Annotated in this window: 7 protein-coding genes, 1 tRNA gene and 1 pseudogene; 6 read left to right on the forward strand and 3 right to left on the reverse strand. The window is 68.1% G+C overall.

The genetic code is table 11. From position 1 onward, the window contains the following. The 4 genes from ftsZ to AC2VON_RS03115 form a co-directional block, all read left to right on the forward strand. Positions 1 to 920, forward strand: a 920-nt coding sequence (gene ftsZ, locus AC2VON_RS03100) for a cell division protein FtsZ (RefSeq protein ID WP_486951629.1), incomplete at its 5' end; no start/stop codon positions are given. A 35-nt stretch (positions 921 to 955) separates the two neighbouring features. Next, positions 956 to 1,672 (forward strand): peptidoglycan editing factor PgeF, encoded by a 717-nt coding sequence (gene pgeF, locus AC2VON_RS03105; RefSeq protein ID WP_486951630.1) that lies wholly within the window; start codon positions 956 to 958, stop codon positions 1,670 to 1,672. A gap of 190 nt (positions 1,673 to 1,862) precedes the next feature. Further along, positions 1,863 to 2,489: a cell division protein SepF gene (locus AC2VON_RS03110; RefSeq protein WP_486951631.1), complete on the forward strand. Its 627-nt coding sequence runs from the start codon at positions 1,863 to 1,865 to the stop codon at positions 2,487 to 2,489. Between the two features lie 105 nt (positions 2,490 to 2,594). Next, positions 2,595 to 2,885, forward strand: coding sequence for a YggT family protein (locus AC2VON_RS03115; RefSeq protein ID WP_486951632.1), 291 nt, complete (start codon positions 2,595 to 2,597; stop codon positions 2,883 to 2,885). Between the two features lie 32 nt (positions 2,886 to 2,917). Here AC2VON_RS03115 and AC2VON_RS03120 read toward each other — a convergent pair whose 3' ends face one another. Beyond that, positions 2,918 to 3,472, reverse strand: coding sequence for a DUF2249 domain-containing protein (locus tag AC2VON_RS03120; RefSeq protein ID WP_486951633.1), 555 nt, complete (start codon positions 3,470 to 3,472; stop codon positions 2,918 to 2,920). A gap of 270 nt (positions 3,473 to 3,742) precedes the next feature. Between AC2VON_RS03120 and wag31 the strand changes: the two genes are divergently transcribed. Continuing rightward, positions 3,743 to 4,525, forward strand: a complete 783-nt coding sequence (wag31, locus tag AC2VON_RS03125) for a DivIVA-like cell division protein Wag31 (RefSeq protein ID WP_486951634.1) — start codon at positions 3,743 to 3,745, stop codon at positions 4,523 to 4,525. 52 nt (positions 4,526 to 4,577) lie between these two features. Further along, on the forward strand, positions 4,578 to 4,976 hold the full coding sequence (locus AC2VON_RS03130) for a DUF308 domain-containing protein (protein WP_486951635.1): 399 nt from the start codon (positions 4,578 to 4,580) through the stop codon (positions 4,974 to 4,976). A gap of 16 nt (positions 4,977 to 4,992) precedes the next feature. On the opposite strand, the pseudogene AC2VON_RS03135 reads toward AC2VON_RS03130, so the two are convergent. Together AC2VON_RS03135 and AC2VON_RS03140 are read right to left on the reverse strand one after the other, a co-directional pair. Continuing rightward, positions 4,993 to 5,703: pseudogene (locus AC2VON_RS03135) on the reverse strand (phosphoribosyltransferase); the annotation flags it as partial. A 71-nt stretch (positions 5,704 to 5,774) separates the two neighbouring features. Further along, a tRNA-Leu gene (locus AC2VON_RS03140) sits at positions 5,775 to 5,860 on the reverse strand. Positions 5,861 to 5,868: the final 8 nt, after the last annotated feature.

Here is a 5,868-nt window from a genome sequence, read left to right on the forward strand (position 1 = left end):
GCAAGGCCGCCGAGGACGCCAAGGACGAGATCGAAGAGCTGCTGCGCGGTGCCGACATGGTGTTCGTCACCGCCGGCGAGGGCGGCGGCACCGGTACCGGCGGTGCTCCGGTCATCGCCTCCGTAGCGCGCAAGCTGGGAGCGCTGACGGTCGGTGTGGTCACCCGCCCGTTCTCGTTCGAGGGGAAGCGGCGCAGCAACCAGGCCGAAACCGGCATCTCCGGGTTGCGGGAAAGCTGCGACACGTTGATCGTGATTCCCAACGACCGGCTGCTGCAGATGGGCGATGCCGCGGTGTCGCTGATGGACGCATTCCGCAGCGCCGACGAGGTGCTGCTCAACGGAGTGCAGGGCATCACCGACCTGATCACCACGCCCGGCCTGATCAACGTCGACTTCGCCGACGTCAAGGGCATCATGAGCGGTGCGGGCACCGCGCTGATGGGCATCGGCTCGGCTCGCGGCGACGGCCGGGCACTCAAGGCAGCCGAGATCGCGATCAATTCACCACTGCTGGAGGCGTCCATGGAGGGTGCCCAGGGCGTATTGATGTCGGTTGCCGGCGGCAGCGATCTGGGCCTGTTCGAGATCAACGAGGCCGCCTCGCTGGTCCAGGACGCCGCTCACCCCGAGGCCAACATCATCTTCGGCACCGTCATCGACGACTCACTCGGCGACGAGGTGCGGGTCACCGTGATCGCGGCCGGCTTCGACGCCGCTGGGTCCGGCCGCACGCCGGTGTCGGTCGGCGCCGGCCACTCCATCGCCCCCGGGAAAGCAGGCAGGGTCACCTCGGCACTGTTCGAGCCGGTCGATGCCGTCAGCGTGCCGCCGCCCACCAACGGTGCGACGGTCAGTGTCGGCGGTGGCGGGGATGACGAGGACGACGACGTCGACATCCCCCCCTTCATGCGTCGCTGATCCGGTGCGCACGCCCGGGAAAGACGGGATAGATCGTGAGCTATCGTGTCCGCCGGGTGATCACCACCCGGGCCGGCGGCGTTTCGGCACCCCCGTTCGACACCTTCAACCTCGGCGACCACGTCGGCGATGACCCTGCTGCGGTGGCGGCCAACCGGTCCCGGCTGGCCGCGGCGATAGGGCTCTCCGCCGACCGCCTGGTGTGGATGAACCAGGTACACGGTGACCGGGTTGAGGTGGTCGACGGGCCACGCAGCACCGCGGTCGGTGGCACGTTGGGCGCCGACGCGCTGGTGACCAACGTGTCCGGGCTGGCCTTGGTGGTGGTGACCGCCGACTGCGTGCCGGTGTTGATGGCCGATGCGCGCGCCGGGGTGGTGGCGGCGGTGCACGCCGGGCGGGTCGGTGCGCAGCGCGGGGTGGTGGCCCGTGCACTGGAGGCGATGCTGGCCCTCGGTGCGCACCCGCCGGACGTCTCGGTGCTGCTGGGCCCGGCCGTCAGCGGCCACAACTACGAGGTGCCCCAGGCGATGGCCGACGCCGTCGAGGTGGCGCTCCCGGGCAGTCGCACCACCACCGCGGCGGGCACCCCCGGACTGGATCTGCGGGCCGGAATCACTTGCCAGCTCCAGGCTTTGGACGTCACCGCCATCGACGTCGACCCGCGCTGCACGGTGGCAGATCCAGACCTGTTCAGCCATCGTCGCGACGTTTCCACCGGCCGACTCGCCTCGCTGGTCTGGCTGGAATGAACGAACCGGACCCGGAACCGGCCGGCCGGAGCGCCCGGCGGAATCGGAATCCGGTGAAACCCGATCCGACGTGTGCGCGTGTCGGTACCGCGCTAATGCGCCCACGACCGCTACCGTCACCGGGAGTAGTCACTTCAGTCACATCTTCATCACAGACGCGGGATCGCCAGCAGCCTAGAAGGGTCCAATGATGAGCACACTGCACAAGGTCAAGGCCTACTTCGGGATGGCCCCGATGGAGGACTACGACGACGAGTACTACTACGACGACCGTGCTCCGTCGCGTAGCTATGCCCGCCGCGGAGAACGGTTCTCCGACGACGGCTACGGCCGGTACGAGAACCGCTTCGAGGACCGCGACTACGAGGATCCGCCGGGGACCTACCGGGGGGGTTTTCAAGGTGGTTACGATGACGAACCCCGATTGCGGCCCCACGAATTCGAGCGGCCGCGCTTCGCGTCGCTGCGCGGCGCCACCCGCGGCGCGCTGGCGATGGACCCGCGTCGGATGGCGATGCTGTTCGACGAGGGCAGCCCGCTGTCGAAGATCACCACCCTGCGGCCCAAGGACTACAGCGAGGCCCGCACCATCGGCGAGCGGTTCCGGGACGGGACGCCGGTGATCATGGACCTGGTGTCGATGGACAATTCCGACGCCAAGCGGCTGGTCGATTTCGCCGCCGGACTGGCCTTCGCGTTGCGCGGGTCCTTCGACAAGGTCGCCACCAAGGTGTTCCTGCTGTCGCCGGCCGACGTCGACGTGTCCCCGGAGCAGCGTCGCCGGATCGCCGAGACCGGCTTCTACGCATACCGGTGAGCAGCCGATCAACGGCCTGGTACGAAGCCCCCCCGTGGGTGGCCCACGCGGGCCGGTAGGCTGGCGCTGCTATTGGCACACCCTCATCAGTAAGGTCGGGCTCCGTTGGCGCTGTTCTTCGAAATCCTGGGTATCGCGCTGTTCATTTTCTGGCTGCTGTTGATTGCCCGGATCGTCGTCGAGTTCATCCGCTCGTTCAGCCGGGACTGGCAGCCGCGGGGCGCCACCGTGGTGATCCTCGAGGTCATCTTGAGCTTCACCGACCCGCCGGTGAAGCTGTTGCGCCGACTGATACCTCCGCTGACCATCGGCGCGGTGCGCCTGGACTTCTCGATCATGGTGCTGCTGCTGGTGGCGTTCCTCGGTATGGAACTGGCACTGCGGCAGGTGGGCTGAAACGCGCCGGCTCCCGGCGCCGATCGGCGAATTCAGACGCGGGTCAACCGCAACCGCCACGCGTCCGGCCCGCGCTGTTCGTAGCCGACCGCGATACGGCCACCGCTGCGCTCGGCGAGCTGGTTCAGCAGCGGAATCGGGTTGTGAGGTGCCAACAGGATCATCGAGCGACCGACCGGCGCCGCGTCGAACGCGCCGAACACCGTTGCATGCCTGATCGCGTGCGGGATCTCCCGGACATCGAGTTCGGGAGGGTCCTCGTCTTCCTCGCCGCAGTGGCCGCAGCCGCCCTCGCCGTGGTCGTGTGCGTGCGCGTGCCCGGATTCGGTCCCCTGCCCCGCGGGTGCCGGTTGTCCCGGCAACTGCGCGGCCAACTCCGCAAGCGAGACCCCGCTGGCTGCGGCGAGCGCAGGCAGCAACAGGTCGGCCACCTTGCCCAGCACTGCCTCCAGCAGCACGCGCAACGCTTCGACGTGCGCGGCGATCTGCACCTGCGTCGTTGTCGCGCGCGACCCGGGCCGCGGCCTGTAGCGGGACCGCACGTCGTCCACGGCCGCCGAGTCTGCCGCATTGGTCGCCACGGCCACCTCCGGCACCTGCAGCGCGCTTCCCGGCGTGCCACGAACCGGCGGCGAGCCCGCCGACAGTGGAGTCCGGGACCCGATGCCGTCCTCGAACGGGATCGGCCTTCGACCGTTTGCTTAACGAGATTTCTGTGGTACCGATTTGAAATTAATTCTTAATTTCAATCCCATTGCCGATGGACGCGTCTGATGTGACAGGATGGACAGCAGTTACGGCACGGCTCGCATATTCTCCGAGCGGTGCTACCGTCCAGAGTTCAAAGGGGGCAGACAATGCCACTGACACCGGCCGATGTGCACAATGTGGCGTTCAGCAAGCCACCGATCGGTAAGCGCGGCTATAACGAAGACGAGGTCGACGCTTTTCTCGACCTGGTGGAGGCGGAGTTGACCCGGCTCGTCGAGGAGAACTCCGACCTTCGCCAACGGGTGAACGAGCTCGACCAGGAGCTGGCTGCCGCCCGCGCCGGCGGAGGACCGCAGGCCACGCCCGCCATGCAGGCCACCAGCGCCATTCCGCTCTACGAGCCCGAACCGGAACCGGTGCGACAGCCGGTCGCACCGCCGCCAGCCGCCGGGGTGTCCGTCGAGGAGCAGCAGCTCAAGGCCGCCCGGGTGCTGAGCCTGGCCCAGGACACCGCCGACCGGCTGACCGACACCGCCAGGGCCGAGTCGGAGAAACTGATGGCCGACGCCCGAGCCAACGCCGAGCAGATCGTCTCGGAGGCCCGCCACCGCGCCGACGCGATGCTCGCCGACGCGCGAGCCCGCTCGGAGACCCAGCTGCGTCAGGCCCAGGAGAAAGCCGACGCCCTGCAGGCCGACGCGGAACGCAAGCATTCCGAGATCATGGGGACGATCAACCAGCAGCGCACCGTGCTGGAGGGACGGCTGGAACAACTGCGCACATTCGAACGCGAGTACCGCACCCGGCTCAAGACCTACCTGGAATCTCAGCTCGAGGAACTGGGACAGCGAGGTTCGGCCGCGCCGGTTGACTCCAGCACCAGCAGCGACGGCGGTGGATTCAACCATTTCGGTCGGGGAAATAACTGATCCGAGGCGAGATGAGCGCTTAGTCTGCCCGTCGGCTGGAGGTGGTTGACCGATGCTGATCATTGCGCTGGTGCTGGCGGTGATAGGTCTTGCCGCATTGGTGTTCGCCGTGGTCACTAGCAATGCGCTGGTGGCTTGGGTGTGCATCGGCGCGAGTGTGCTGGGCGTGCTGTTGCTGATCATCGACGCGCTGGCCGAACGTCGTCGTAACGGGTCGGCGGCGGCGTCAGGTGAGGCCGAGCCGGCAGCGGAGGCCGGCGGTCATGCCGATGAAGCCGGTCATGCCGATGAGGCCGGTCATGCCGATGAGGCCGATGAGGCCGATAAGGCCGATGAGGCCGATGAGGCCGAGCCCGACGATCAGGCCGAAAAGCCCGTCGGTGAATCCGCCGAGCAAGCCGGCTCCGATGTCGAGGACACCGCCGTCAGCGACGACCAAGGCAACCACTGAGGCCGGACCGACCGGGCTAGCCGGGCGAACCGCCGTCGGTGGTCGGTGTCGCCAGCAGGTCACGGACCTCGTCGTCGCTGACCTGATGGAAATCGACATATGCCTGCCCGACGGCGTCGAACGCCGCCGGCGTGGCCGCACACACGACGTCGTCGGCTTCCTGGGCGATCTTGTGGCACGCCGACGCCGGACCGACCGGGACCGCGACGACGATCGACGCTGGATTCGCCGCTTGGACCGCCTGCACCGCCGCCAGCATGCTGGCACCGGTGGCGATGCCGTCGTCGACGAGGATGACGATTCTGCCGTGCGGGTCGGCGGCGGGCCGGCCGCCGCGATATGCCTGCTCGCGTCGATGCAACTCGGCCGTCTCGCGGTCGATCACGGACCGCAGCGCCATGTCGCTGATCGTCAGGCTGGAAACCACGTCGTCGTTGATCACCACCTGCCCGCCGCTAGCCAGCGCTCCCATCGCCAGCTCGTCCCACTGCGGTACGCCGAGCTTGCGGACCAGAAAAACGTCCAGCGGCGCGTGCAATGCGGCGGCGACTTCCCAGCCGACGGGAACCCCGCCCCGCGCCAGGCCCAGCACCAGCACGTCGTCGGGGCCAGGGTGGACAGAGTAGGCCGACAGCTCGGCCGCCAGCGCCCGGCCCGCCGCCCGGCGGTCACGAAACGTGGCTGCCGAAGTCCGTTGAAGGAAGCCGCCCGGTCGATTCATGTACCTGCCAAGCCTACGACCGACTCCGACGCTGCGGGGTCTCGCGGCAAAACCCGGTCACCGGATGTCGGGGAGGGTGTCCGAGGGGGGACTTGAACCCCCACGCCCAGTAATAGGGCACTAGCACCTCAAGCTAGCGCGTCTGCCATTCCGCCACTCGGACCAACGCTC

The sequence above is a fragment of the Mycobacterium sp. TH-M82 genome (assembly GCF_057473605.1).

Bases quoted from the DNA above. Each gene is read 5' to 3' on its own strand.
- wag31 (WP_486951634.1), top strand. From the start codon at position 3,743: ATGCCACTGACACCGGCCGATGTGCACAATGTGGCGTTCAGCAAGCCA.
- AC2VON_RS03110 (WP_486951631.1), top strand. From the start codon at position 1,863: ATGAGCACACTGCACAAGGTCAAGGCCTACTTCGGGATGGCCCCGATG.
- AC2VON_RS03130 (WP_486951635.1), top strand. From the start codon at position 4,578: ATGCTGATCATTGCGCTGGTGCTGGCGGTGATAGGTCTTGCCGCATTG.